General features: G+C 69.1%; 24 protein-coding genes, 1 tRNA gene and 3 pseudogenes. 4 read left to right on the forward strand and 24 right to left on the reverse strand.

The features are described 5' to 3' along the window. Positions 1 to 163: 163 nt before the first annotated feature. From DL519_RS22695 to dnaG, 4 genes are all read right to left on the reverse strand, one after another. Positions 164 to 236: transfer RNA gene (locus DL519_RS22695), tRNA-Asn, on the reverse strand. Between the two features lie 111 nt (positions 237 to 347). Further along, complete coding sequence (locus DL519_RS22700; protein ID WP_190817757.1) at positions 348 to 1,106, reverse strand: trans-aconitate 2-methyltransferase; 759 nt, start codon at positions 1,104 to 1,106, stop codon at positions 348 to 350. A 66-nt stretch (positions 1,107 to 1,172) separates the two neighbouring features. Beyond that, positions 1,173 to 1,712 (reverse strand): hypothetical protein, encoded by a 540-nt coding sequence (locus DL519_RS22705; RefSeq protein ID WP_190817759.1) that lies wholly within the window; start codon positions 1,710 to 1,712, stop codon positions 1,173 to 1,175. Continuing rightward, positions 1,709 to 3,601, reverse strand: coding sequence for a DNA primase (gene dnaG, locus DL519_RS22710; RefSeq protein ID WP_190817761.1), 1,893 nt, complete (start codon positions 3,599 to 3,601; stop codon positions 1,709 to 1,711). Before dnaG ends, DL519_RS22705 begins: the two co-directional genes overlap by 4 nt. Before the next feature lie 68 nt (positions 3,602 to 3,669). Here dnaG and DL519_RS22715 point away from each other — a divergent pair, with 68 nt between their 5' ends. Then, a complete protein-coding gene (locus DL519_RS22715; RefSeq protein ID WP_190817763.1) occupies positions 3,670 to 4,563 on the forward strand; it encodes a sigma-70 family RNA polymerase sigma factor in 894 nt (297 codons plus the stop codon). A 497-nt stretch (positions 4,564 to 5,060) separates the two neighbouring features. On the opposite strand, the gene DL519_RS22720 is transcribed toward DL519_RS22715, so the two are convergent. The 5 genes from DL519_RS22720 to DL519_RS22740 form a co-directional block, all read right to left on the reverse strand. Further along, a complete protein-coding gene (locus DL519_RS22720; RefSeq protein WP_190817765.1) occupies positions 5,061 to 6,155 on the reverse strand; it encodes a serpin family protein in 1,095 nt (364 codons plus the stop codon). Between the two features lie 289 nt (positions 6,156 to 6,444). Then, positions 6,445 to 6,630, reverse strand: a complete 186-nt coding sequence (locus tag DL519_RS22725) for a hypothetical protein (RefSeq protein ID WP_168587075.1) — start codon at positions 6,628 to 6,630, stop codon at positions 6,445 to 6,447. A 172-nt stretch (positions 6,631 to 6,802) separates the two neighbouring features. After that, on the reverse strand, positions 6,803 to 8,107 hold the full coding sequence (locus tag DL519_RS22730) for a deoxyguanosinetriphosphate triphosphohydrolase (RefSeq protein WP_223839412.1): 1,305 nt from the start codon (positions 8,105 to 8,107) through the stop codon (positions 6,803 to 6,805). Between the two features lie 68 nt (positions 8,108 to 8,175). Then, positions 8,176 to 8,832: a YdcF family protein gene (locus DL519_RS22735; protein WP_210434999.1), complete on the reverse strand. Its 657-nt coding sequence runs from the start codon at positions 8,830 to 8,832 to the stop codon at positions 8,176 to 8,178. Positions 8,833 to 8,992: 160 nt separating this feature from the next. Further along, positions 8,993 to 10,378, reverse strand: a complete 1,386-nt coding sequence (locus tag DL519_RS22740) for a glycine--tRNA ligase (RefSeq protein ID WP_190817766.1) — start codon at positions 10,376 to 10,378, stop codon at positions 8,993 to 8,995. 737 nt (positions 10,379 to 11,115) lie between these two features. On the opposite strand from DL519_RS22740, the gene DL519_RS22745 reads away from it, so the two are divergent. Next, a complete protein-coding gene (locus DL519_RS22745; protein WP_190817769.1) occupies positions 11,116 to 11,580 on the forward strand; it encodes an ArsR/SmtB family transcription factor in 465 nt (154 codons plus the stop codon). After that, positions 11,577 to 12,002 carry a Fur family transcriptional regulator gene (locus DL519_RS22750; RefSeq protein ID WP_190817771.1) on the forward strand — a complete coding sequence of 142 codons (426 nt, stop codon included), beginning with the start codon at positions 11,577 to 11,579 and terminating at the stop codon, positions 12,000 to 12,002. Before DL519_RS22745 ends, DL519_RS22750 begins: the two co-directional genes overlap by 4 nt. 34 nt (positions 12,003 to 12,036) lie before the next feature. On the opposite strand, the gene DL519_RS22755 is transcribed toward DL519_RS22750, so the two are convergent. From DL519_RS22755 to recO, 5 genes are all read right to left on the reverse strand, one after another. Then, positions 12,037 to 12,735 carry a TIGR03943 family putative permease subunit gene (locus DL519_RS22755; protein WP_190817773.1) on the reverse strand — a complete coding sequence of 233 codons (699 nt, stop codon included), beginning with the start codon at positions 12,733 to 12,735 and terminating at the stop codon, positions 12,037 to 12,039. Continuing rightward, a complete protein-coding gene (locus DL519_RS22760) occupies positions 12,735 to 13,739 on the reverse strand; it encodes a permease (protein WP_190817774.1) in 1,005 nt (334 codons plus the stop codon). The genes DL519_RS22755 and DL519_RS22760 overlap by 1 nt, the downstream gene beginning before the upstream one ends. A gap of 218 nt (positions 13,740 to 13,957) precedes the next feature. After that, positions 13,958 to 14,386, reverse strand: coding sequence for a hypothetical protein (locus DL519_RS22765; RefSeq protein WP_168587070.1), 429 nt, complete (start codon positions 14,384 to 14,386; stop codon positions 13,958 to 13,960). Beyond that, positions 14,386 to 15,228: an isoprenyl transferase gene (locus DL519_RS22770; RefSeq protein ID WP_190817776.1), complete on the reverse strand. Its 843-nt coding sequence runs from the start codon at positions 15,226 to 15,228 to the stop codon at positions 14,386 to 14,388. Before DL519_RS22770 ends, DL519_RS22765 begins: the two co-directional genes overlap by 1 nt. Before the next feature lie 66 nt (positions 15,229 to 15,294). Next, positions 15,295 to 16,092, reverse strand: coding sequence for a DNA repair protein RecO (gene recO, locus DL519_RS22775; protein ID WP_190817778.1), 798 nt, complete (start codon positions 16,090 to 16,092; stop codon positions 15,295 to 15,297). Positions 16,093 to 16,207: 115 nt separating this feature from the next. On the opposite strand from recO, the gene DL519_RS22780 reads away from it, so the two are divergent. Beyond that, positions 16,208 to 16,570, forward strand: coding sequence for a DUF4190 domain-containing protein (locus DL519_RS22780; RefSeq protein WP_010695661.1), 363 nt, complete (start codon positions 16,208 to 16,210; stop codon positions 16,568 to 16,570). On the opposite strand, the gene DL519_RS22785 is transcribed toward DL519_RS22780, so the two are convergent. The 10 genes and pseudogenes from DL519_RS22785 to DL519_RS47055 form a co-directional block, all read right to left on the reverse strand. Then, entirely contained in the window at positions 16,567 to 16,986 is a 420-nt protein-coding gene (locus tag DL519_RS22785) for a DUF2752 domain-containing protein (protein ID WP_190817780.1), read from the reverse strand. The genes DL519_RS22780 and DL519_RS22785 overlap by 4 nt on opposite strands. Next, positions 16,983 to 17,363 carry a CD225/dispanin family protein gene (locus DL519_RS22790; protein WP_190817782.1) on the reverse strand — a complete coding sequence of 127 codons (381 nt, stop codon included), beginning with the start codon at positions 17,361 to 17,363 and terminating at the stop codon, positions 16,983 to 16,985. Before DL519_RS22790 ends, DL519_RS22785 begins: the two co-directional genes overlap by 4 nt. 69 nt (positions 17,364 to 17,432) lie before the next feature. Then, positions 17,433 to 17,870, reverse strand: coding sequence for a CD225/dispanin family protein (locus DL519_RS22795; RefSeq protein ID WP_168587065.1), 438 nt, complete (start codon positions 17,868 to 17,870; stop codon positions 17,433 to 17,435). Between the two features lie 128 nt (positions 17,871 to 17,998). Beyond that, positions 17,999 to 18,907, reverse strand: a complete 909-nt coding sequence (gene era / locus DL519_RS22800; RefSeq protein ID WP_190817784.1) for a GTPase Era — start codon at positions 18,905 to 18,907, stop codon at positions 17,999 to 18,001. Positions 18,908 to 19,140: 233 nt separating this feature from the next. Further along, positions 19,141 to 19,506: a cytidine deaminase gene (locus DL519_RS22805; protein ID WP_190817785.1), complete on the reverse strand. Its 366-nt coding sequence runs from the start codon at positions 19,504 to 19,506 to the stop codon at positions 19,141 to 19,143. Beyond that, on the reverse strand, positions 19,499 to 20,827 hold the full coding sequence (locus tag DL519_RS22810; RefSeq protein ID WP_190817787.1) for a hemolysin family protein: 1,329 nt from the start codon (positions 20,825 to 20,827) through the stop codon (positions 19,499 to 19,501). Before DL519_RS22810 ends, DL519_RS22805 begins: the two co-directional genes overlap by 8 nt. An 11-nt stretch (positions 20,828 to 20,838) precedes the next feature. Further along, positions 20,839 to 21,405, reverse strand: a complete 567-nt coding sequence (gene ybeY / locus DL519_RS22815) for an rRNA maturation RNase YbeY (RefSeq protein WP_168587061.1) — start codon at positions 21,403 to 21,405, stop codon at positions 20,839 to 20,841. Continuing rightward, a pseudogene (locus tag DL519_RS47045) lies at positions 21,402 to 21,746 on the reverse strand (PhoH family protein); the annotation flags it as partial. The gene ybeY and the pseudogene DL519_RS47045, both read right to left, overlap by 4 nt. Positions 21,747 to 22,019: 273 nt before the next feature. Next, positions 22,020 to 22,838, reverse strand: a pseudogene (locus tag DL519_RS49455) (LAGLIDADG family homing endonuclease); the annotation flags it as partial. Then, positions 22,827 to 23,561, reverse strand: a pseudogene (locus DL519_RS47055) (PhoH family protein); the annotation flags it as partial. The pseudogenes DL519_RS47055 and DL519_RS49455, both read right to left, overlap by 12 nt. Positions 23,562 to 23,683 lie beyond the last annotated feature (122 nt).

The raw sequence follows: 23,683 nt of genomic DNA on the forward strand, positions 1-23,683 counted from the left end.
TAATCGATCGATCACGGCCGAGATGGCCACGGGCGGACGAACGGCGGCGATCGAGACTGATTTAGTACTTCAGTTCAGCCGTTTTCGCCGAAAACGCAACAGTCTCCTTCGATCTTGAAAGCGGCCCCAAAAAAGAAGCCCAGACCTGTGGTCTGGGCTTTTGCTCCCCCGACTGGACTCGAACCAGTAACCCTTCGGTTAACAGCCGAATGCTCTGCCAATTGAGCTACGGAGGAATATTTCGTTCTCGTCAGCCCTCGTCGCGCTGACAGGAACTACTCTAGCCCATGCCCCCAGCCCGCTTCACCGGACCCCCCTGTTGTTGATCCAGACGATGAACCCGCTGGTCAGCGGCGATGGGCCACAACGAAGATGCGGCGGAACGGGAACCAGGTCGTACCGTCGGGTAGTCGCGGGTACGCCGCCACCAGGCGAGGTGCCAGCTCCGCGCGGAATTCCGCCCACTCCGCGTCGTCCAGTGCCGCCCGGACCGGGCGCAGCGCCGTGCCCGTGACCCACTCCAGCACCGGGTCGGCGCCGCTCAGCGCGTGGACGTACGTCGTCTCCCAGGCGTCCACCTCCGCGCCGAGGTCGGCGAGCGCGTTCGCGTAGCCGATCGGCGACAGCACCGCGTCGGATCGCAGCACCTCGCCAACCCGGTCCCGCCAGCGCGACTCCGCGACCAGTTCCCGGATCGCCACGTAGGACGGTGATTCGAAGTTGCCCGGCACCTGGAAGGCGAACCATGCCCCGGCGGGCAGCTGGGGCAGCCAGCTCTGCAGCAGCTCCAGGTGCTCCGGCACCCATTGCAGGACCGCGTTGCACAGCACGACATCGGTGTCCGGCAACGGTTTCCAGTCCCGGACGTCCTCTTGCCTCGCGGCCACCCCGCGAACCTGGGCTACCGCGACCATCTCCGGCGACAAGTCCGTGGCCTCGACCGCCGCCTCTGGCCACCGATCGGTCAGCAGCGAGGTCAGGTTCCCCGCGCCGCAGCCGAGATCCACGACCCGGCGGGCCCCGGTCGCACCGACCCTGGCCAGCAGGTCGTGGGCCGGGCGGTCGCGCTGGTCACTGAACGACAGGTACTTCTGCGGGTCCCACACGTCCACACCTCCGTAAACAGTACGCTCGTACTGTATATCCGGGGCTGCGGCGGTGTCGAGCGGAAATCAGTCCGGCTCCTGGCCTTTCGCCTCCCGCAGGCTCTCGGCGACGGTCGCGGCGAACTCGGCCACCGCCGCCTCGTCCGCGTCCCGGTCGGCCCGGACCTGCAGCACGATCCCGTCCTCGCCGGGCACCTTGCGCTGCACGAACCATGCTCCCCCGCCGGGCAGGTCCCGGTGGTGGCGGGAGCGGATGGACTGGTTGACGCGCTCGTGCACGACGTCGGGCAGCCGCCCCGGCTCGGTCAGTTCGAGCCGACGGCCCGGCTGGTCGCGCAGCAGCACCGCGTCGCCCGCCGAACCGGCTTCCTCGGCCTCGATCACGGTGAGCACGCCGTTCTTCCAGGTCGCCTTGCTGAGCAGGTGCCAGCCGACACGGCGGCCTTCCGGCAGCCACAACCCCAGCTGCGTGGCGAGCAGCGCTCCGCCGGTCGTCTTCGCCACCGCTAGCACGTGCTCCTCGGCCTCCAGCAAGCCAGGGAACTCCGCCGGCACCTCGGCCGTGCCGCTCAGCCGCGCGACCAACCGCCGCAGCCAGGCGATCACAGCGTCCCCATCGCCTGGTCCAGCAGCGCCTTGCGGTAGCCCTCCAACGCCACCATGTCGCCGAACAGCGCGTTGTACTCCTCAGCGTCCTCCAGCGGCGACATCCGCTGCACCCTGGACTTGATGTCCGCGATCTGCCTGCTGACCAGCCGCTCCTGCAACCGGGCGATCAAGGCCGCGACGTAGCGCGGGTCCTCCTCTGACTGGTTCTCCAACTGCTCCACTGAGAGCTCGGTGAGCAGGTGCCGCGCGACCTGGCTCGCGCACTGCTGCGACACCGCATCCACGAACGCCGCGCCGGACAGGCCGGACACGGTGCCTCCCGCTGCCAGCAGCGCCCGGTGTAGCTCGGCGTAAGCGGGCTCGGTGAACGACTCCTCGGGCAGCGAGTCGTACAGCGGGCCCGCCAGCGCAGGCACCTGCAGCGCCGCCTTCAACGCCTCCCGCTGCAGGAAGCGCGGGTCGTGGCGGGGCGGGCGCTTCGGCAGGTCGATCTCCATGCCCAGCGACTGCTGCGACTGGTCCTGCCGCGGGCGGCGCCGCGACGGACGGGTGGGGGCGCCGGAGCTCTGCCGCACCCTGCGGACCACCTGGTTCTCGTCGTTCCAGCCCGCCCACCAGGCCAGCTTGGCGGCGTAGCCGTCCCGGCTGGCCGGGTCCTTGATCTGCGCGACCAACGGCACCGTGCGCTTCAGCGCCGCGACCCGGCCGTCGACGGAGTCCAGGTCGTACTCGGTGAGCAGGCTGCGGATGGCGAACTCGAACAGCGGCCGGCGGCGGGCGACCAGGTCGCGCACCGCCGCGTCGCCCTTGGCCTCGCGCAGCTCGCACGGGTCCATCCCGTCCGGGGTGATCGCCACGTAGGTCTGGCCGGCGAACTGCTGCTCGCCGTCGAACGCCTTCAGCGCCGCCTTCTGGCCGGCCTCGTCGCCGTCGAAGGTGAAGATGACCTCGCCGCGGAACGCGTCGTCGTCCATCATCAGGCGGCGCAGCACGGAGATGTGGTCGTCGCCAAACGCCGTGCCGCAGGAGGCCACCGCCGTCGGCACTCCGGCCAGGTACATCGCCATCACGTCGGTGTAGCCCTCGACCACCACCGCCTGGCGGCGCTTGGCGATATCCCGCTTGGCCAGGTCGATGCCGAAGAGCACCTGGGACTTGTTGAAGATCGGGGTGGCCGAGGTGTTGACGTACTTGGCCTCGATCGGGTCGTCGTCGAAGATCCGCCGCGCGCCGAATCCGACCACGTCGCCGCTGAGGTCCTTCAACGGCCACAGCAGGCGCCGGTGGAACCGGTCGATCGGGCCGCGGCGCCCCTCCTTGGACAGGCCGCACTTGATCAGCTCGTCGAGCTCGAAGCCCTTCATCAGCAGGATCTTGGTGAGCTTGTCCCAACCGGCCGGGGCGAAACCGCAGCCGAAGCGCTCGGCCGCCGCCTCGTCGAAACCGCGCTTTGCCAGGTACTCCCGGGCCTTCAGCGCTTCCGGCGAGCGGAGCTGCTCGGCGTAGAACTCGGCGGCGATGCGGTGCGCTTCGACCATCCGGGCACGCGTGCCGCGATCCCGCTTCGGCCCCGGGGTACCGCCCTCGTACTGCAGTTGGAGACCAACCCGGTCGGCCAGCCGCTCGACGGACTCGACGAAGCTGAGATGCTCGATCTTCATCAGGAAGGCGATGACGTCGCCGCCCTCGCCGCAGCCGAAGCAGTGGAAGGTGCCGTGGCTGGGCCGGACGTTGAACGACGGCGTCTTCTCGTCGTGGAACGGGCACAGGCCCTTCTGCGCGCCGCCGCCGGCGTTGCGCAGGGCGACGTAGTCGGCGACCAGATCGTCGATCCGGTTGCGATCGCGCACTTCGGCGATGTCGCTTTCCCGGATCCTGCCTGCCACGCACCCAGTCTAGGGGCATTGTGATCGTCACGGTCGAGGTGGCTTGCCGGTGCGGCAGAATCGCGGCTGTGCCCGCCACGAACGCCACCCTCGCCGCAGAATTCGACCAGCACCGCAGCCGGTTGATCGGCATCGGCTACCGGCTCACCGGCCGCCTCGCCGACGCCGAGGACGCAGTCCAGGACGCCTGGCTACGGCTGGCGTCGACCGACCGCGAGAGCATCCGCGAGCTGGGCGGCTGGCTGACCACCGTGGTCAGCCGGCTGTGCCTGGACCAGATGCGTTCGGCCGCCGTCCGACGCGAGCAGTACGTCGGTCCGTGGCTGCCGGAACCGCTGGTGACCTCGCTCGACGAGGATCCGGGTGACATCGTCGCGGGCCGCGACGACCTGCGGATGGCCGCGCTGCGGGTGCTGCACGAACTGCCCCCGGACCAGCGGTTGGCGTTCGTGCTGCACGACGCGTTCGACGTGCCGTTCGCCGAGATCGCCGAGGTGTTGAGGTGCAGCGTGGCGGCGGCGCGGCAGTACGCGTCACGGGCGCGGCGGGCGATGGCCGACGCGGAACCGCCGGAGCGGGTGCCGCTGCCCGAGCAGCAGCGGGCGATGGAGGACTTCATCACCGCGGTGGCATCGAAGGACATCAACGCGATCACCCGCGTGCTGCACCCGGCGGTCGCGGTCTACGGCGACAGCGACGGCAAGGCCCGCACCGCGCGCCGTCCGGTGGTGGGCGTCGACAAGGTCGCCCGGTTCATCGTGGGGCTAATGGCGAAGTACGGCGACGGGCTGGTCGAGAACATCCGGCCGGTGCTGGTCAACGGCGATCTGGGGGTCGTGTTCAGCGGCTCCGAGGACGGCAAGGCGGCGCCCCGCGTGTTCAGCATGGCGGTGCGCGACGGCCGCCCGGCGCAGATCTTCGACATCGTCAACCCGGACAAGCTCACCCGCGTCCCCTGGTGAGAACCGGGGTCACACCCAGGAACCCGTGAGCACTATTAGGGGCGGTAGCAGCTGTTTTGCGGTGTGCTGGTTGAAGCGAACGGACCGTTCGTGCCGTCTACGAGCCTGTTGCAAAATTACGCCCACCACGGACCGTGATCGATCGATCACGGCTGAGATGGCCACTGGCGGACAAACGGCGGCGATCGAGACTGATTTGGTACTTCGGTTCAGCCGTTTTCGCCGAAAACGCAACAGGCTCCTACCGAGGCGAACAGGCCGTTCGCTTCACACCAGCAACCCGCGGCCTACACCAGGTGAATGAGGCGAACGGACCGTTCGTGTCGCCTACCGACGCGAACAGGCCGTTCGCTTCACACCGGTTGGCGAGGCGGAACGAGACCGCTCCCGTTGGGATCGCCACCGAAACCTCCAGGCAGAACGGGTTCTCCAACGGCCTCTACAGCACCCAAAGCGCTCACGGACTTCTACCTGCGGTTCTAAGCAGGCCCCCGGGCTCAGCTGGGGTCGGTGACTCGGGCCAGGAAGTAGAGGGCTCCGGTGGTCTGGTGGCGCACCAGGAATAGGAACGGTCGGTCCACTTCGACGCGGATCGGGTCCGGCTCCCGGACGATCGCGGTCAGCCGCATCATCATCGCCGTCGCCGCCGCGCCTTCGAGGCCGCTCTCGTCCACTTCCAGCACCGACTGGTGCATGATCATCGAAACCCGCAGCGGCTGATCTGTCAGCGGCGAGAAATCCGCCGCTGGGGTGAACAGCGCGCGCACCCCGAGCGCGCCGAGCGGGCTGCTCAGCTCGGCATCGCCGGTGACGTCGAACTTCGGCAGGAACAGCTCCACCCGCTGCTGCCCGACGGTGGCCAGCAGCGTGCCCAGCCGCGCCGCGTCGAGATCCGGTTCGGACGCCGCCAGGTCGACGTCCGGCAGCAGCACCACGGCCTCGACACCGCCTGCTGCGGGCAGGCTGACGACCTGCCAACCTTCCGCTGCGGCGTAGCCGAGGCGGCGGGTAGCGTGCATGGTCTGAACTTCGCGGTCGCCGGCCGGGGCGTGGAACGGCCGCCGACCGGTGGCTTTCTCGTCGAACGCCTCCCGCCACGAAACCTTCAGGTAGAGGGCGTTGACCAGGGCCGCGACCGTTTCTGGGTCGACCGAACCGGCGGGCAGCAGCTCGGGGATCAGTTCACGCGTCGTCTCCGCGACGTCCGCGTTGATCAGCTGCCGGGCCTCCTCCGGGGCCGCCCGGAACGGCGCGTTGCGCACCGCGCTGCCGGGCCAGTCCTCCAGCGCGGACAGGTAGGACTGCTCGACCGGGAGACGCGCGTGCGTCCACAGCGTGTTCGCCACCGCCAGCACGGGCGGCTCGGCGGCTCCACCGGCGGAGAGTTCGGCGGCGCCGGTGAGCAGTTTCAGCAGCCCGGCCGGGTCGTCCCGCAGCGCGGAGACCAGCTCGTCCCTGGTCTGACCGCTGGTCGCGGTCGCGGCCAGGCCGAGTGCGCTGGCCACCGAGTACGGCGACCAGCAGAACGGGGTGTCCACCGGCGGAGCGAGCCGCCGGTGGAGGGACAGGCTGAAGTCGAGGTGTTCGCTCACGGCCGCTGGGCTCCGTTCCGCGTCGGCTGACTCGGGCTGATCCCGAGTCTGCCAGCCGAACGGCCCACACCGCTCGCACCGGCGCTGGCGGATTCTCGCCCACCCGAGCACCAGGGCGTGGGAGCGCCGTGCCAGCGGTCCGGCGGCTCAGGACGAATGGTGTTGCGCCCGAAGTGGAGCGAGCGGCCATCACTGCGCGAAATCGCCGCCTGGAGCACCGTCGTCGATGTGAGCCCCAGTCGCGGTTGCCACCCGCACCGCCACGCGGAGCGAGTCTGGAAACTCGCTCCTAGCGGATGGATTCCTCGACGTCGGAGAGGCCCATCAAGCGGAGCTCCTGGGCGATGTAGTCGGCCGCTTGCTGGGCCGCCGGGTCCTGCCACCGCAGGTCCCGGACCCAGTCGGCCAGGTTGTCGGTGTTCACGTACGGCTCGCCGCCGACGACGAGCTTCTGGATGTAGTGCCGGTTGCGCATCGGGGTCTCCTTGCGGCACGGGGCTTCGGGGCGGGCCGCGGGCTGTCTCCGCGTCGGACAGCCGGACGGGGATCGGGGGCCGTGCTGTCGGCGGTCGGGACCCGCCGATTAACACTCTGAGTAAGGATTCTGCAAGCAAATCCCAGATCAACTCTCCCCTTTCGGATTAACGTCACATCGGATTCGCCACGTTCCGTACATGATTTCGATGCCAGCCGATCGCCTGCGCGTCGGTCAACGACGAAACCTGGTCCAGCACGACGCGCAGCCGGGCCGCGTCGTCGCCCGCCCGGCCCCAGGCCGAGGCCATCGCCGGGTCCAGCGAATCCGGGGCCCGCTCGGACAACGCCCACACCAGCTCGGCCAGCAGCGCCCGCTGCCGTTCCTGCATCCGCAACCGCTGCGGATCGCTCATCACGTACCGCAGCGCGACGGCCTTGAGCACCGCGACCTCGGCCACCACCGGTTCGGGCACGACCAGCTCCGCGCGGTACCTGGTCAGCGGTCCGGGCCCGAAGCGGTCGCCCGTCCCGGTCACCGCCGCGGCCACGAACCGCCCGACTAGTTCGCTGGTGAGCCGCTTCAGCGCGACCTGCGCGCGGAACGTGCCGTCGTAGTCCAGCACCGCGGCCACCACCGGCCACCGCACCAGCTCCGACGCCGCGTATTCGAGCTGCCCGGCGGTGTCCCCCGAACCGTCGCCCCAGAAGTGCTTGGCCGCCATCCGGACGATCTCCGCCCGCTCATCGCCGCTGGTCAGCGAGCGCAGCGTGATCCGCCCCGACAGCACCCCGTCCTCGACGTCGTGCACCGAGTAGGCCACGTCGTCGGACCAGTCCATGATCTGGGCCTCCAGACACCGGCGCGCCGATGGCGCGGCTTCGCGCAGCCACTCGAACACGGCCAGGTCGTCCGGGTAGACCCCGAACTTGGCCTGGCCCGGGCGCTTCGGCCACGGGTACTTCGTCGCCGCGTCCAGACACGCGCGAGTCAGGTTCAGGCCGCGGCCGACGTCACCCGATTCGGCCAGCTTCGGCTCCAACCTGGTGAGGATGCGCAGAGTCTGCGCATTGCCCTCGAAACCGCCGCAGTCGCCGGCCAGGTCGTTCAGCGCCCGCTCACCGTTGTGCCCGAACGGCGGGTGCCCGATGTCGTGCGCGAGCCCGGCGGTGTCCACCAGATCCGGATCGGCGCCCAACGCGGCGGCGATGCCCCGCCCGATCTGCGCGACCTCCAGCGAATGGGTCAACCGGGTGCGCGGCACATCGCCCTCTTCCGGGCCCACGACCTGCGTCTTCCCCGCCAACCGGCGCAACGCCGCCGAATGCAGCACCCGCGACCGGTCCCGCGCGAACGGACTCCGGTCGTCGGAACGGGCGCCGACGGGCACCGCGACCTTCGGTGGCTCGGGCAGCAGCCGCCGAAGGTCGTGCGCGTCGTAGCCGGGCATCGCGCCCGTCGGGTCTCCGGAGCTCATCGCGCTCAGATTACGGCCAGAACCCGACACATCGCCGCAGCGCAGCGGGGCCTGTCGCGCGCCGCGCCTCAGCCCAGCCCGTCGCCGGAGATCTCGGACGGGGCGTGCGTCAAGCGGTAGTACACGAGTGCGCCGGTTTCCCGGACGATGTACTTGAACTGGACCTCGCGGGTCTGCACCACGGGCCCGGACCGGGCCGGGGACGCCCACGCCGTCAGCCCGAAGTCGCTGGCCATCGTCCGCGCCCGCAGCGAATGCCAGGGGTCGCTCACGATCAGCGCGCTCGTCCAACCGCGCTGCTGGGACAGCTCGGCGACGGCCTGGAGGCTGCCCAGCGTGTCACTGCCGACATCGACGTCCACGATCTTCCCGGAGGGCACTCCGTTGCCCATCAACCACTTCTTGCCGGCCTGCGCCTCGGTGTAGGCGTCTCCGGGCAACCGGCCGCCGACCGTGACGATGTACTTGGTCAGGCCATCCTGGTAGAGCTCCAAGGCCTGGTCGAGCCTGGCGGCCAGCACGTCCGAGGGCTTGCCGTGGTACTGGGCGGCACCGAGCACGATCACGATGTCGACCGGCCGCCGGTCGTCGGCGCGGGCCACCTGCCACACGCGGAACGCGGTGCCGCCGATCACCAGCAGCACCACCAGCAGGGCACCGACCACCGCGCGCCCCAGCAGCCGACCGGCGGGTCGGCGCCGATGGGCAGCTCGATGAGGGCTCACGTTGGCATCCTCGCAGATCTTCGGGAACCGCCGACGACGATCCGGGTCCGGTCACACCGGCGGTTCGACCGGTCCGGAAGCACCAACATTCTCAACCCGCTCCCAGACGTCGGGTCGGCAACGTCCGAGGACGCCGCCGACCCGGACCGGTGCACCAAGCTCAGCAGCCGAGCAGGCGGGCCGCCAGGTACTCCTCCAGCTTGTCGATCGCCACCCGCTCCTGCGACATCGTGTCGCGCTCGCGGACGGTGACCGCGTGGTCGGACAGCGAGTCGAAGTCGACCGTGACGCAGAACGGCGTGCCGATCTCGTCCTGCCGCCGGTAGCGGCGACCGATCGCACCGGCGTCGTCGAAGTCGACGTTCCAGTTGCGGCGCAGCTGCGCGGCGATGTCGCGGGCCTTCGGCGACAGCTCGGCGTTGCGCGACAACGGCAGCACCGCCACCTTCACCGGCGCCAACCGGCGGTCCAGCTTCAGCACGACGCGCTTGTCCACGCCGCCCTTGGCGTTCGGCGCCTCGTCCTCGTGGTAGGCGTCGATCAGGAACGCCATCATCGGCCGCCCCACGCCCGCGGCCGGCTCGATCACGTACGGCCGGTACCGGGAGTTGCTGGCCTGGTCGAAGTACGACAGGTCCACGCCCGAATGGTTCGAGTGCGTGGTGAGGTCGAAGTCGGTGCGGTTGGCGATCCCTTCCAGCTCACCCCACTCCTGGCCGCCGAACCGGAACCGGTACTCGATGTCGACGGTGCGCTTCGCGTAGTGCGAGAGCTTTTCCTTGGGGTGCTCGTAGGTGCGCAGGTTCTCCGCGTCGATGCCGAGGTCCGAGTACCAGCGGGTACGCTCGTCGATCCAGTACTGGTGCCACTGCTCGTCCTCGCCGGGCTCGACGAAGAACTCCATCTCCATCTGCTCGAACTCGCGGGTCCGGAAGATGAAGTTGCCGGGCGTGATCTCGTTGCGGAACGACTTGCCGATCTGGCCGATGCCGAACGGCGGCTTCTTGCGCGCGGTGGTCATCACGTTCGCGAAATTGACGAAGATGCCCTGCGCGGTCTCCGGCCGCAGGTAGTGCATCCCCTCCTCGCTCTCCACCGGGCCGAGGAAGGTCTTGAGCATCATGTTGAACTCACGCGGGTCGGTGTACTGGCCGCGGGTTCCGCAGTTCGGGCACGGGACGTCGGAGAGGTCGTCCTCGGCGATCTCCTTGCCGGTGCGCTCGGCGTACTCCTCGGCGAGCTGGTCGGCGCGGAAGCGGTGGTGGCAGGAGGTGCACTCCACGAGCGGGTCGTGGAACGCGGTGACGTGCCCGGAGGCCTCCCAGACCGGGCGGGGCAGGATCACCGACGAGTCCAGGCCTACGACGTCGTCGCGGCCCTGCACCATCGACTTCCACCACTGGCGCTTGATGTTGTCCTTGAGCTCGACGCCGAGCGGTCCGTAGTCCCAAGCCGACCGCGTACCGCCATAGATCTCGCCGGACGGGAAGACGAAACCACGGCGCTTGCAGAGATTGACGATCGTGTCGATCTGGTCGGCGGGCACGCTCACTCCGGAATCATCACTGGATGTACGTCGAACCAGCTGGTCGGGCTGGAGTTTCCCAGCGTACCGATCCCGGACCGGGTGACGTTCGCCCGGGCTGGCCATCGGGTGGCGCGAGGCCACCGGCCGGGCGTGCGGTATTGATTTGAACCGTTCACGCAACGTGTCAAAACGTTCCGTGAGCAGATGACTTGCGCCACCTGCGTTGACCATCAGGAAGACTGGTGGCCTTCACGCTTCCTCGACGCTGAGCGATCGAGCAGTGGGAGCCAGGAATCCCCCTCGTTCAAGGGAGGGGAAGGGTTTCTGACAGTTCCGGAGCCTGTGTCAATGTGTGACAGAGCGTGTGCTGACCGAGCGAAAGCCAAGCCTGGTCAGCGGCTTTCCTGCGGCGGCAGGTGAAACACGTCAGGTACCGCGAGTTGCGTGGGAACCGGCCGCAAGGCCAAACGCACGTGGAGACCGTGTCAGACCAGCGTTCGTGCTGGCAGCGAGTGATCGAGCCCTAGGCGATCAGCATCAGCCGGGTTGGAACCAGCCCGGTTGACATCAAAGCCAAAGGATGGTGCGTGCTTGGTGCTCGCAGCGCACTGACTGCACCTACCCGATCATCGGAGGCTTCAGGCGACAGGTCGGCTCAGGCGTACCCGTAGGATGGGTTCGTGGAGCGTCACTGCACTCAGCCGATGTCACCGCAGGCAGGCGACCCCGCGTCGAGGCTCGCCGGAGAGGAAACGATGCCCGCCGTCAGCCCGGATTCCGAGCCGGCCCGGTCGACTGCGGGCCCCGCCCTGGACAGCACCGCCGACCACGTGCACTCGCCGGAGCGAGCCGCGCACCCGGTGCCGCTGCGGGACCAGCGCGTCCTGGTCGAGGCCGGGGAGCTGCTGCGGGCGCTGGCAGCGCCGGTGCGCATCGCGATCGTCCTGCAGCTGCGGGAGGCAGAGCGCTGCGTGCACGAGCTGGTCGATGCGCTCGGCGTCGCCCAGCCGCTGATCAGCCAGCACCTGCGGGTGCTGAAGTCCGCCGGGGTCGTCCACGGCGAGCGGCACGGCCGGGAGGTCGTCTACCGGCTCGTGGACGAGCACCTGGCGCATATCGTGGTGGATGCCGCCGCGCACGCGGAGGAGATCTCCGGCACCCGGTCGCGCGGTCCGGCGCCACGTTCCATCGCATCCCGACAGGAGACGGAGACAGCGTGACCACCGGCGAAGGTCCCACGGTCGGCGTACCGGGACTGCGGGCCACCAAGCAGCGAGCGGCCGTGTCGAACCTGCTGGACCAGGTCAACGACTTCCGCTCCGCCCAGGAACTGCACGAGGCGCTGCGGCGGCAGGGCGAGGGCATCGGCCTGACCACGGTCTACCGCACGCTGCAAACCCTGGTCGACGCGGGCGAGGTCGACGTGCTGCGCACCCCGTCCGGCGAGGCAGTGTACCGGCGGTGCTCCAGCCACCACCACCATCACCTGGTGTGCCGGCACTGCAGCCGGACCGTGGAGGTGGCCGACCCGCCGGTGGAGAACTGGGCCGAGCGGATCGGCCAGGAACACGGCTTCTCCGACGTCAGCCACACGGTGGAGATCATCGGCACCTGCCCGGACTGCACCGCCCGAGGCTTCTGATACTGGCGGCGATTTTGCACCGGACGTGGCCTGGTCAGTACTCGTAGGTGTCCTGCGGGGTTGGGATCGGGCGGATCAGCACCGTCTCCAGCGTCGGGACGTAGTCATTGGCTTCCGTGGCCGTTCCCGGTCGCAGCTTGCCCGTCACCTCGATCCAGGTGTCCGCCGGGAGCTCCGCCGCTTGCGCTGCGGCCGCGAGGTCGACCTTCACCGGGGCCGCGTCCGCGGCGCAGCAGCTGATACGCATCCTCGCGAGCTGCGTCGTTCCCGGTGTCGGATGCACCACGAAGCCCTGGAGACGCACCGCCCGGCCGTTCAGCGCACCGCTGTCGTCCCAGATGACGCGGGTGACGAACTCCGACATGCTCAGCAGCGGCGCCTGCTCGGGCGGCAGGTTCGGGAACAGGGATTCCTTCGGCGCAGCCGGCGCCACCATCCGGTCGCGGGTCACCGAGTCGGAGCCGAGGGCGGGCGGGGCGATCAGGAAGATCGCGAACACCGGCAGCAGCAGCATCCAGGGACTGCGCGAGTTGTGCTCGTGCCGTTCGGGCCCGCCGCCCCGGATGTCGCGGACGATCGCGAACGCCGACAGCGCGACCATGACCACCCCCGCGACGACCAGCCACGGGAACAGCGCGGGCTTGACGTAGCGGAGATAGCTGCCGCCCAAGGCGATCTTGAGCAGCGCGCCGCCCAGCAGGAACAGCAGCAGGTTCTGCGTTTCCCGGCGCATCACGCACCTCCCGGCAGCAGGGCGCCGACGGCGACCGCGCAGCCGACGGCGACCACGAACGTGGCGGGTGCGAACCGGGCGACGAAGCGGCGGCCGAAAACACCGGACTGCAGCGCGATCAGCTTGAGGTCCACGGCCGGCCCGACGACCAGGAACACCAGCTTCGGGATCAGCGGCAGGCCCGGCATCGAAGCCACTACGAACGCGTCGGCCTCGCTGCACAGCGCGAGGACCACCGCGAGCACCGCCATGACCAGCACACCCAGCACCAGCTGACCGCCGAGCGACTCCAGCCAGGCCGCAGGCACCAGGACATTGAACACCGCGGACGTCAGGCCGCCGAGCACCAGGAATCCGCCCGCCTCGACCAGATCGTGCCGAGCGGACTCGGCGAACACCATCCACCGGCTGCCGGATCCGCGGTGCGCCTCGACCCGCTGCAGCGCCCGCTCGGCGAGCCATTCCGCCTTGCCGAGCCGGGCCCAGAGCCAGCCCATCACGCACGCCGTCAGCAGTGACCCGAGGAATCGCGCCACCACCATCAGCGGCTCGTCCGGGAAGGCGACCGTGGTGGAGACCAGGACGATCGGGTTCACTGCCGGGGCGGCCAGCAGGAAGGCGAGCGCCGCGGCCGGTGCGACGCCCTGCTGCATCAGCCGTCGCGCCACCGGCACCGAAGCACACTCGCAGCCTGGCAACGCCACGCCCGCGACACCAGCCACCGGCACCGCGGCGGCGGGGTTGGCGGGCAGCAGCCGACGCAGCACCTCCGGCGGGACGAACGCCGCGATCAACCCGCTGACCAGCACGCCGAGCACCAGGAACGGCATGGCTTGCACGCAGACGGCGACGAACACGGTCGAGCCGGTGCGGAGCGCAGGGACGTCGAGCAGTGCGCTCAGCTGCTGCTGGAACACCGCCGCGACGACCAGCAGGCCGCAGAGCACCTCCAACGAGGTGATGATGGGGCGCCGCGTGCGCGGCGGGTCGGCGATCTCGGTCACCGGGTCATCGTGCCAGTTCGAACTGATAATCGTTCGCACTAGGGGGCGAAAACACCACCACGACTCCCGGTACCGACACCATCGCCCCGGCTCAAGCGGCGTGCTTGCCGCCGGACCGACACACCGGCGCATCCCCCGGTTCCGTGACGACCCGCAATTTCAATGGAAATCGAAGGTCCGATTTCCATTGAAATTGCGGTCCCCCCGGTCTGGTGCCGTTAGTTGGTGGTGCCCTCGGATTCGGTCAGCAGCTCGGTGCGCAGTTGGGACGCCGTCGCGACCACCAGCATCAGCAGGGTGCCCAGCGGCGTCGCCGCCATCCCCTCCGCCGGGAAGGCGTAGCGCAGGGTCACGTCCATGCCGCGCTCGGTGCGGACCACCCCGAGCGTGCCGAACAGGCCCTGCCCCGCGCGCTCCGCGACCGACTGCGCGAGCTCGTCGGTGGGCGGCAGGTCCCAGGCGACCACGCAGGTCAGGCTCAGCACCGTCAGCCCCTCGGCGAGCTGCATCGCCTGCACGGCGCACGGGACGTCGGAGTGTCGAAAGGTGAGCGCGCCGTCGTCGTCGACGTGCACGTCGTGGTAGTTCTCCAGCGCTTCCTTCGCCGCGGTCAACAACCGCGCAGTGGCGGCGGCTTCCTGGGTCATCAATTGCCCTCCCGGGCGACATCGGCGGGCGCACCGGCCGCCGCCCTATCGATGGCTCCGCCGAACCGCCGGTCCCGGCGCGCGTACGCCTCGCACGCGTTCCACAGGTGCCGGCGGTCCACGTCAGGGAACAGGGTGTCCTGGAAGACGAGCTCCGCGTAGGCGGCCTGCCAGAGCATGAAGTTCGAGGTCCGTTGCTCACCGGACGGCCGGATGAACAGGTCGACGTCCGGCATCTCCGGCTGGTACAGGTAGCGGGCGACGGTGCGCTCATCCACCCGGTCCGGGTTGATCTTGCCCGCCGCCGCCAACTTGGCGATCTCACGCGCGGCATCGCCGATCTCGGCCCGGCCGCCGTAGTTGACGCACATGGTCAGGTTCATGACCTCGTTGTGCTGCGTGCGGACCTCCGCGGCCTGCAGCTCGTCCACCACGCTGCGCCACAGCCGCGGCTTGCGGCCCGCCCAGCGCACCCGCACGCCCATCTCGTCGAGTTCGTCGACGCGGCGCCGGATCACGTCGCGGTTGAACCCCATCAGGAACCGGACCTCGTCCGGGCTGCGCTTCCAGTTCTCGGTGGAGAAGGCGTACAGCGACAGCCACTTGACGCCGATCTCGATCGCGCCCCTGGCCAGCTCCAGCACGACCGCCTCGCCGCGCTTGTGCCCCTCAATGCGCGGCAGCCCGCGCTCGTTGGCCCAGCGGCCGTTGCCGTCCATCACGATGGCGACGTGCTTGGGCACGAATTCCGGCGGCACCGCCGGCGGCTTCGCGCCGGAGGCGTGCGGTTCCGGCGTCCGCACGGTCAGGTCGTCCTTGCCCCGCCCACGGCGTCGCAACATAACTGGGTTCTCCTTCGGACTGCTGGGCGTGCGTGCTCATTGTCCTCGCCCCGGTCGGTCATCGGTTCAGCGCCCGTCCTCGGCGGCGGCGACCAGCGTGGCATCGGCCGCGCGCTCTTGGATCAGCTCCGGCACCGTCCGCTCGACCAGCGGCAACGACCGCAACTGCCGTTCCATGTGCCACTGCAGGTGCGCCGCGATCAAGCCGCTGGCCTCCCTGCGGACCGAGTTCGAGGCAGTCTCCGCGGACGGCCAGTCACCGTGCAGCAGGCATTCCATCAGCGGCAAGGTTTGCACCGAGGGCCGCACCGAACCGGCCGGCCGGCACCGGACGCACACCGCGCCGCCGGCCTGCACGTTGAACGCGGCGTGCGGGCCCGCTTCACTGCAGCGCGCGCACTCGGCGAGCGCCGGCGCCCAGCCCGCGAAGGACATCGCGCGGAGCAAGAAGGCGTCCAGCACCTGCGAGGAATCGCGTTCCCGCCCGGCGAGCGCGCGCAGCGCGCCGATGGCGAGCAGGTAGAGCCGCAGCACCGGCTCGCCTTCTTCGGCGGCCAGCCGGTCGACGGTCTCCAGCACCGCGCAAGCCGCGGTGTAGCGCTGGTATTCATCGACGATGTGCACGCCGAACGCGTCCACGGTCTGCACCTGGGTGATCACGTCGAGCGTGCGACCGGTGTAGAGCTGCACGTCGACGTGGCAGAACGGCTCGACCCGCGCGCCGAAGCGCGACGTCGTCCGGCGCACGCCTTTGGCAACAGCCCTGACTTTCCCGTACCGCCGGGTGAGCAGGGTTATGATCCGGTCTGCCTCGCCCAGCTTCTGCACCCGCAGCACGACCGCGGTATCCCGGTAGAGGCTCACCTCCCCATCGTCGCACCTTCGTGCGGGTTCCCCGCCGCGAAGACGGCGATTCGAGGGATCCGGCTCGCGTCCTGGAACGTCCCAGGTGTGCGCCGCCAATCGCTGAGAGGAAGAGATGACCTACCCGCACGACCCGCAGAACCCGTACCAGCAGCAGGTACCGATCGTCGTCGGGCCGGGTTATCCGATGATGCCGCGCAACAACGGCATGGCCATCGCCTCGATGTGCGTTTCGCTGGCGGCGATCTTCACCTGCTACGGCGCGATCCTCATCGGGCCGGTCGGTGCGATCCTGGGCCACGTCTCGATGCGCGAGATCAATCGGAATCCGCAGGCCTACACCAACCGCGCCATGGCGCTGACGGGCATCATCGTCGGGTGGGTCGTGCCCGCGCTCTGGGTGCTGTTCATCACGTTCATGATCCTGGCCGCGACCGGTGTCCTCGGCAGCGGCCTGCAGAGCTCGTTCAACGACTAGACGTAGAGCGCTGTGAACGGCGGGAACGGCAGGTTCCTGATCAACGCCCAGACGGCGATCAGGACCAGCCCCGCCATCGGGGACCAGCGCCACTGCTCCCAGGTCGGGATGCGCCGCCCCTGCCAGCGGCCCAGCACCCAGGCGCCCCAGGTCCACAGGAAGAACGGGATGAACGCGATCAGCGCCGCGTTGTAGTGCAGCGCCGACAGCACGTCGCCGTGCAGCAGGCTGTAGAACATGCGCGTCGCGCCGCAGCCCGGGCAGTCGAGCCCGGTCAGCCACTTGACCGGGCACGGCGGCAGCGGGAAACCCGCGTCTGACGTCGGGTCGGCGGCCAGCACGACACCGGCCGCCGCACAGCCGACGAGCACCGTCGCCGCCGGGAGCAGCATGGTGCGCAGCCGCGTCGCGGTCATTGCGTCGTTGCTACCAGGCTGCCGATGAGGACGGCGTACACGATGAAGAAGACGACGTAGGCGAGGATCAGCAGCCCGTAGGCGCTGGCGCCCACGATGATGCCGATCTTGCCCCACTTCTTGGCCTCGGCCGCGGCGAGCTGAGCCTGGTCGAACTGGCCCTGGGCCCACAACGAGTTGACCGCCAGCGACTTGATCAGCGACGGGATCCCGAAGGGCCAGCACACGAGGATGCCGCCGATGGCCCACCCCAGGTTGTTGTTCACCGGCACCGGGGTGTACCCGAACTGCGCCGCGTAGGGTCCCGGCCCCGGCTGAGGCGGCGGCGTTGGCGGCTGCTGCGCCGGCAGGCCGGCGGGGTCGGACGGTTCGGTCATGGCCTCACCAGTGGACTCGAGCATGCCGTTGCGGCCAGCGCTCGGCTGGCCGCAACCACACGACTTTGATCAGTAGGAGGAAGAGCTCACCGAAGCGGCGATGATGATGCCGAAGATCACGTAGAGCAGGATGATCAGGACCCACCAGGCGGCACCGGCGATGATCCCGATCTTGCCCCACTTCTTGGCGTCGTCCGCGGCCGCCTGAGCCTGCGCGTACTGGCCCTGGGCCCACAGGTTCTGCACCGAGGTGGCCTTGATCAGGGACGGGATCGCGAAGGGCCAGCACAGGAAGATCGAACCGATGCCCCAGCCGATGTTGTTGTTCGGCGGGGCACCACCCATGCCGGGCTGCGGCGCGTAGGGGTTCGCCTGACCGTACGGGTCGGGCTGGCCGTAGGGCTGCTGCGGCATCGGGCCCGACGGCGGACCGTATCCGCCCGGCTGCTGGCCGTACGGCTGCTGCGGGTTGGGCTCCGAGGGCGGGCCGCCATAGGGATTAGTCACGATTTTTCCTTTTAGTGGTCAACAAAAGAAGCCGATGTGTCCTTGCCGTGCGCAAAGACCGGCCAGCAACGTACCTGAGACGCACACGCATTTCGGCGGGTTCCCGGGAATCCGCCGCGAAGTTGTGATCAGAACCCCAGTTTGCGCAGCTGCTTCGGGTCGCGTTGCCAATCTTTGGCGACTTTCACGTGAAGATCAAGGTAGATCTTGGTGCCCAGCAGCGCCTGGATGTGCTTGCGCGCCTGGGTGCCGACGGCGCGCAGCCGCTCCCCGCCGCTGCCGATGACGATCGACTTCTGGCTGGAGCGCTCGACGTAGAGCACCGCGTGCACGTCGATCAGGTCGTCGCGGTCTTCGCGGGGGATCATCTCCTCGATGGTCACGGCCAGCGAGTGCGGCAGTTCGTCGCGCACCCCCTCCAGCGCCGCCTCCCGGATCAGCTCGGCGATGAGCGTCGTCTCCGGTTCGTCGGTCAGCTCGCCGTCCGGGTAGAGCTGCGGGCCCTCCGGCAGCTGTCCGACCAGCAGATCGGCCAGCACGTCGACCTGGAAGGAGTCCACTGCGGACACCGGCACCAGTTCGGCGAACTCCATCACCTGCTGCAGGTCGAGCAGCTGCTGCGCCACCTGATCCTTGCCGACCAGGTCCGTCTTGGTGACGATGCCCAGCACCGGGGTGCGGCGGGACACCTTCTTCAGCTGCTCGGCGATGAACCGGTCCCCCGGGCCCACCTTCTGGTCGGCCGGCACGCAGAATCCCACGACATCCACTTCGGACCACGTCTCGTAAACCAGGTCGTTGAGCCGCCGCCCAAGCAGCGTGCGCGGCCGGTGCAGGCCGGGGGTGTCCACGATGATCAGCTGCGCGTCGGGGCGGTGCACGATGCCGCGGATGGCGTGCCGGGTGGTCTGCGGCTTGCTCGAGGTGATCGCCACCTTGGAGCCGACCAGGCGGTTCGTCAGCGTCGACTTCCCCGCGTTGGGGCGGCCGACGAAGCAGGCGAATCCGGAGCGGTGCACATCTGCGGAGCTGGTCACCGCACCATTGTGACCGGCCCGCCCTGGCCGCAGCACAGTGGGCGTGCGACCCGGGCGCCTGAGGCCGGGGAGGCACCCGGTGACGCAATTTCAATGGAAATCAGAGGTCCGATTTCCATTGAAATTGCGGAAGTTGTCCACAGCCTTCGGCGTGTCGGGGAACGACACGCCGAAAGTTCGCAACTTCCATTGAAATTGCGCCCAGGATCGACGCTCCGACGACCCGGACTGGGTTAAGCCTGGAGAACGCCTGCGACGGTGCCCGTGGCGTCCGCTCGGAGGATCGTCGCCGTGCTGGTGAGGTCGCGGACCGCAGCCGCAGAGTCGGCGTCGACGGAGTCGGCGTCCGTGACGACCGCAGCCGCCTCCAGACCCTCGGCGCCGCTGGCGACCGCCGCCGCCACCGCCGCCTGCAGGGCCGTCAGACGCAGGGACGGGAGGGCCACCGTGCACGCCGCGTAGGTCCGGCCGTCGGTGTCGCGCACCGCTGCTCCCTCGGCCGCTCCGGTGCGGGCCCGGGACGACCGCGCGAGCGTGACGATCTTGGCGTCCTCCGGGTCGATCTCCTGCGGGGCCACCGATTCGACGTGCTCAGCCACGGGCGTTGCTTCCTTCCTGGTCGGCACCGCGCAGCGGTGCTTGATCTGCGTTCACCGGGCGGACGAGCAGCGCGTTGATACGAATCCGCCCGCGGTGGTCCTTGCCTCCCTCGGCGCGCAGCCGCAGCCCGGCGATCTCGGTCTCCGCCCCGGGCAGTGGCACCCGGCCGAGGCGCTGCGCCAGCAGCCCGCCGACCGTCTCCACGTCGGAGTCGTCGAGCTCCACGCCGAACAGCTCGCCTAGGTCTTCGACTGGCAGCCGCGAGCTGACCCGGACGGTGCCGTCATCGAGCCGCTCGATGGGGCGGTGCTCCTCCAGGTCGGACTCGTCGGTGATCTCGCCGACGATCTCCTCGATGATGTCCTCGATGGTCAGCAGCCCGGCGGTACCGCCGTACTCGTCGACCGCGATGGCCAGGTGGCTGCGGGACAGCTGCATCTCGCCGAGCAGTTCGTCCAACCGCTTGGTGTCCGGCACGAAGCTCGCCGGGCGCATCAGCTCCGCCACCGCCGGACCGGCCTCGTCGCGAGCGTCCAGCACGGCGCGGGTCAGGTCTTTGAGGGTCACCACGCCGACGATGTCGTCGACGCTCTCGCCGATCACCGGGACGCGGGAGAACCCGGAGCGCAAGCACAGCGCCAGCGCCTGCCGGGCGGACTTGGTCTGCTCGATCCAGATGATCTCGGTGCGCGGCACCATCACCTCGCGGGCGAGGGTGTCGCCGAGCTCGAAGACCGAGTGGATCATCTCCCGCTCGCCCGCGGCCACCACGCCGCGCTCGCCGGCGAGGTCGACCAGCTCGCGCAGCTCCACCTCGGTGGAGAACGGGCCTTCCCGGAAGCCCTTGCCGGGGGTGATCATGTTCCCGATCAGGATCAGCAGCCTGGTCAGCGGGTTGAGCAGCCTGGCCAGCACCCGCACCGGCGCGGCCACCTTGAGCCCGATGCCGTAGGGGTGCTGCCGGCCGAGGGTGCGCGGGCCGACGCCGACCAGCACGTAGGACGCCACCAGCATGATCAGCCCGGCGATCACCACCGCCCAGGCCTCGGAGTTGGCCATCCGGATGGCGACCACGGTGACCAGCACCGTGGCGCCCATCTCGCACGCCAGCCGCAGCAACAGCAGCAGGTTGACGTGCCGGGGCCGGTCCGCGAGCAGCTGCGCGAGCTGCTTGGCACCGCCGCGCCCCTCGCGGACCAGCTCGTCGACGCGGGCCCGGGAAGCCACGGCGATGGCGGACTCGGAGGCCGCGAAGACCCCGGCCGCCAGCACCAGCAGCACCGCGATGATCAGGAACGCAGTGGAACCGGTCGAGGCCACCGCCGACTCCCCTAGTTGGTGGCGGCCGGGCCGCCCTGCGGCGGCTCCGGCTCGTCCAGCCCGACGGCACCCAGCACCCTGGCGTCCGCGCTACGCTGCGCGGCCGCCCGCTCGGCCTCGCCGCGGGCTTCGCGGTACTCGGCCAGGATGCGGTTCTGCAGGCCGAACATCTCCCGCTCCTCCTCCGGCTCGGCGTGGTCGTAGCCGAGCAGGTGGAGCACGCCGTGCACGGTGAGCAGGTGCAACTCGTCCAGCAGGCTGTGCCCGGCCTTGCGGGCCTGGTCCTTGGCGAACGCCGGGCAGAGCACGATGTCGCCCAGCAGCGCCGGCCCGGAGCCGGCGGAGTCGGGGCGGCGGGCCGAGTCGTATTCGTCCATCGGGAACGACATCACGTCGGTAGGACCGGGCAGGTCCATCCACCGCTCGTGCAGGTCGGCCATCACGTCGAGCTCCACCAGCACGATGGACAGCTCGGCGAGCTGGCTGACGCTCATCTTGTCCAGGGCGAAGCGGGCGACCGAGACGATGGTCGCCTCGGGCACTGCGACGCCGGATTCGTTGGCGATCTCGATGCTCATGCGCGTCCCCGTCGATGCCCGTTTCGCCGATCCGACCGGTCGTGGTGGTCGGCGTCCTCCAGCGCGTGCCAACGGTCGTAGGCGTTGACGATGTCGGTGACCAGCCGGTGCCGCACCACGTCGTGGCTGTCCAGCAGGGCGAAGTGCACGTCGTCGACGCCGTCCAGGATCTGCTGCACGATCTTCAGACCGCTGCGCTGCCCGCCGGGCAGGTCGATCTGCGTGACGTCCCCGGTCACCACGATCTTGGAGCCGAAGCCCAGCCGGGTCAGGAACATCTTCATCTGCTCGGGCGTGGTGTTCTGCGCCTCGTCGAGGATGATGAACGCGTCGTTAAGGGTGTTGTGCGTCAGGAGGTAGTCCTCAGTGACATAGAGAGAGTCGGCGGCTGCGACCTGGATGCAGACCGCTTCCTCACGGCCCGCGGGTTCGATCCTGTCGACGAACCGCATGGGCCTTCCGCCACCACCCGCCGCCCGGTAAGTGGCGAGCTTGCGGGCGAGCCGGAAGGGTTTGATGCCCTCTGGAAGCCGGATGTCAATGGCATGTGTATCTCGGCGGTGGTGAACCTCGCGCCCACGCGCCCTCCCAGGTGACCGCCCATGGGCTTGCCTGAGACGGTAATAGGCCACTCCACCCAGCGACTGGACGAGAGTGATCACATCATCACGAAGCTGGCTCGATGTCGTCGAGTACTGTATGCGGCAGGTACGCCCGGCTTGCGTGACAGGGCCGCCATCGGAGTCCAGGAGGCCCTGCAAAACGGCTATCCGGACCTCGGCGGAATTGTTCAGATATACGTCAGGCACGAACTTCGTAGCCGAAGTGGCTCCGAATAGCGCCAGGGAACGGAGTATCCCGGTAACCGGATTCTCAGTCGTGATGACATCGCCGGGAGCCGCCGTACGGTTGAGAACATAATCCACTGCGGTCTTCTGCCGCAGAGTGACACCGGGGAGCGCCGAGCCCAGCGCCAGTGCCAGTTCCGGCTCGGCAGTAGCGAACGAAGGCGTCGTGGAACCTGTGCAGCAATCGTCGCCGAGCAGCAGTCCCAGTGCGTACGGGTCCATTGGGACGTCACGTTCCGAAAAGCAGACCGGCGATGTCAGCAGCGGCAATTCGTACCGACGAGCGTGTGCGGCACGGAGATTGCCGATCATTTCGCTGGTTCGGAGGACCCGCCAGGGTTTGTTGCGACGACGGTCAGAGGCTGTCCGGACCGTCCATAGATGGTCGCCACAGCAGAGGGTCGAGGCACCGTCCTGGGCGGTGACGCGGTAGATGTCTTTCTCGCCCTGCGGGTACACACCAAGGACCGGGGTGGGCTCGCCGTTCGACCCGATGACCAGGTCGCCCACTTCAAGGTCACCAATTCGGCGGAAGCCATCCGGCGTCAACACATTGGTGAAGACGGGTTGCGCGCGGCCGCGCATGTAGGCCAGCGGCGCGATCTCGATCGTGCCCGCCTGCGTCAGCCGCGGCACCGACTCCGGGTCGACCATGTCGTGCAGCGCGTCGTACAGCGGCCGCAGGTAGGGGTCGATCTTCTCGTAGAGGGTGCCCGGCAGGAACCCGAGCCGCTCACCCGCCTCGACGGCGGGGCGGGTGAGGATGATCCGGTTGACCTGCTTGGCCTGCAGCGCCTGCACCGCCTTGGCCATCGCAAGGTACGTCTTGCCGGTACCGGCGGGGCCGATGCCGAACACCACGGTGTGGTGGTCGATGGCGTCGACGTAGCGCTTCTGGTTGAGGGTCTTGGGACGGATCGTCCGCCCGCGCCGGGACACGATGTCGAGGCTGAGCACATCGGCCGGCGACTCGTTGTGGTCGGCCGAGAGCATCCCGACGCTGCGGCGGACAATGTCCGGCGTGAGCGGGCTGCCCTTGGCGATCAACGCGATCAGCTCGGCGAACACCCGTTCGGCGAACGCGACCTCCGCGGGATCCCCCGACAGCGTCACCTCGTTGCCCCGGACATGGACATCGGCGGTGAGCAGATCCTCCACGACCCGGAGGTTCTCGTCCCTGGATCCGACCAGCGTCAGCACGACGTTGTCGGGAACGGTCACCTTCGACTGCGCTGTTGCCTGCTGCGCTGCGGTCTGGGGGTGCTCTCCGGACTGGGCGGCGGATCCACCCGCTGCAATACCGGCCACGTGTGTTCGGGCCTGCTTTCTGCGCATTCGCGCGGGTCGTTCGGTCAGTTCTCCCTGGCGTCGATGGTAGTCCACCCGGCAATCAGATTGCTGCCGTCACCGCCACCTCGTCGACGCCGAGA

Origin of the sequence: Saccharopolyspora pogona (genome assembly GCF_014697215.1) — a bacterium.
In the GTDB taxonomy this organism is placed as follows: domain Bacteria; phylum Actinomycetota; class Actinomycetes; order Mycobacteriales; family Pseudonocardiaceae; genus Saccharopolyspora; species Saccharopolyspora hattusasensis.